Origin of the sequence: Neisseria sp. HMSC068C12, from assembly GCF_001814095.1 — a bacterium.
GTDB lineage: Bacteria > Pseudomonadota > Gammaproteobacteria > Burkholderiales > Neisseriaceae > Neisseria > Neisseria perflava.
This window is the reverse complement of record NZ_KV814792.1, coordinates 1-1,474: the sequence shown is the minus strand read 5'-3', so window position 1 is coordinate 1,474 and position 1,474 is coordinate 1. Positions and strand designations below refer to the sequence as shown.

2 protein-coding genes and 1 pseudogene are annotated in these 1,474 nt (G+C 41.6%); all 3 read right to left on the bottom strand.

Annotated elements, in window-relative coordinates; translation table 11 throughout:
- Positions 1–145, bottom strand: a pseudogene (locus HMPREF2952_RS11600) (type IV secretion protein Rhs); the annotation flags it as partial.
- 65 nt (positions 146–210) lie between these two features.
- Positions 211–663 (bottom strand): hypothetical protein, encoded by a 453-nt coding sequence (locus HMPREF2952_RS01935; RefSeq protein ID WP_039862584.1) that lies wholly within the window; start codon positions 661–663, stop codon positions 211–213.
- Between the two features lie 53 nt (positions 664–716).
- A partial coding sequence (locus HMPREF2952_RS10825) for an RHS repeat-associated core domain-containing protein (protein ID WP_210398389.1) occupies positions 717–1,474 on the bottom strand: 758 nt, incomplete at its 5' end.

The window sequence follows — 1,474 nt, the reverse complement described above, 5'->3', positions numbered from 1 at the left end:
GGCGTCGTCCGAACGGGTCGTAGGCGTATGTCCAGATTTCGGTATTGCCTGCTGCTTTTTTGATTTCGGCGCGGACGAGTTGGTTTTCTAAATCGTATTGGTAATATTGGTTTTCGCCATTGGGCAGCTGGCGGTAGATCAGGTTGTTAAAGAACAAATGTTTCAGACGACCTCAAAGAAGGTTTTGAGGTCGTCTGAAAATATCGAATCTTACTTTTTGTTTTTTTTCTTAGGATTTAGTTCTTCTTTACGCTGCTTATAAAACTGCCAATATTTTTTGTCCTCGATACTGAATGGATAATATCCAGCATCGTTATAAGCTATATCGAAATATTGATAAGCATCATCATATTTTTCAATATCATAATAAAAAATACCGCCTAATAGATATGTTCCTGCATTAGTTGTTCCTAAATCGGCAACACTCAAAGCAATAGTCAGCCATTCCTCAGCCTGTTCATATTTTTGATGTTTATAATATAACTCAAATAAGGCAATCGTAACCATTGTAGTTGGATGCGCCCATTGAGTTACTGGCTTAGGTATTAGCTCAAATGCTTCTTTTAATAATTTTTCTTGTTCCGAAAAAGATTTATTATAAGCTTCGCAAACTAAATCATTAATTTTTGATTCCAATTCTGGATTAACTGCATCTAAATTCATAGCATACAACTCCTCAATTAAAATAAACAATGTTAAGTGTAGATTCTATAATATCAATGGCCATAATCAGATTTCTGTCTAGGCCCGATTGGTTTATCCATATCATACCTACTTCGGTTTTTTGCGCCGCGGGAGCAATTTCCCCCTTTACCGGCACCTTTTTCAAGCCGATAGTTATTTGGATCTCTCATCCACGATCTAACTTCAGGCGATTTTTTACCAAAAAATTTTCCTCTTCTATTCCAATAATCCACAGCATCTTCGCCTGCATGCCCCATATGAGCAGACCTAACAGGCTGCCATGATTTAGTTGGAGTATCCCAAAATTGGGCAGAGCTAGGAATATCGCTTACACGTCTTAAATTACTAATCTGCTCAGCCGACATACCACGTAGCTCCTTAGCACTTAACATGCGCTGCATTACAGCCCTACCAGTGGTACTCACTTTTGATGGCGTTTTACCTACTGTAGCTAACCTGTTACGAGAAAGTCCCAACGGATCAATCCAACTTTGAGCATTTACAGCAAACTGATAAAGGTTATCCCCTGCGCCCAGCAACCCAATCGGGTCCTGATTCACAAACCGCCCGGCCTCAGGCTCGTAATAGCGCATCAGGTTGTAATGCAGTCCGGTCTCTTCATCGAAGTATTGGTTCTGCAATCTGAACGGCTGGTGCGCGTTCTTGTAAATCCGCTCGTCCTTTTTCAGACGACCCCAGGCGGTGTATTCGCCGTACCATAAGAGATTGCCGTGGACGTCGGTCATCTCGCGCGGGATGCCGATTTGGTCGTTGTGGAAATAGGCGAGGT

Coding starts and splice junctions, on each gene's coding strand:
- HMPREF2952_RS01935 (WP_039862584.1), bottom strand. CDS start 663: ATGAATTTAGATGCAGTTAATCCAGAATTGGAATCAAAAATTAATGAT.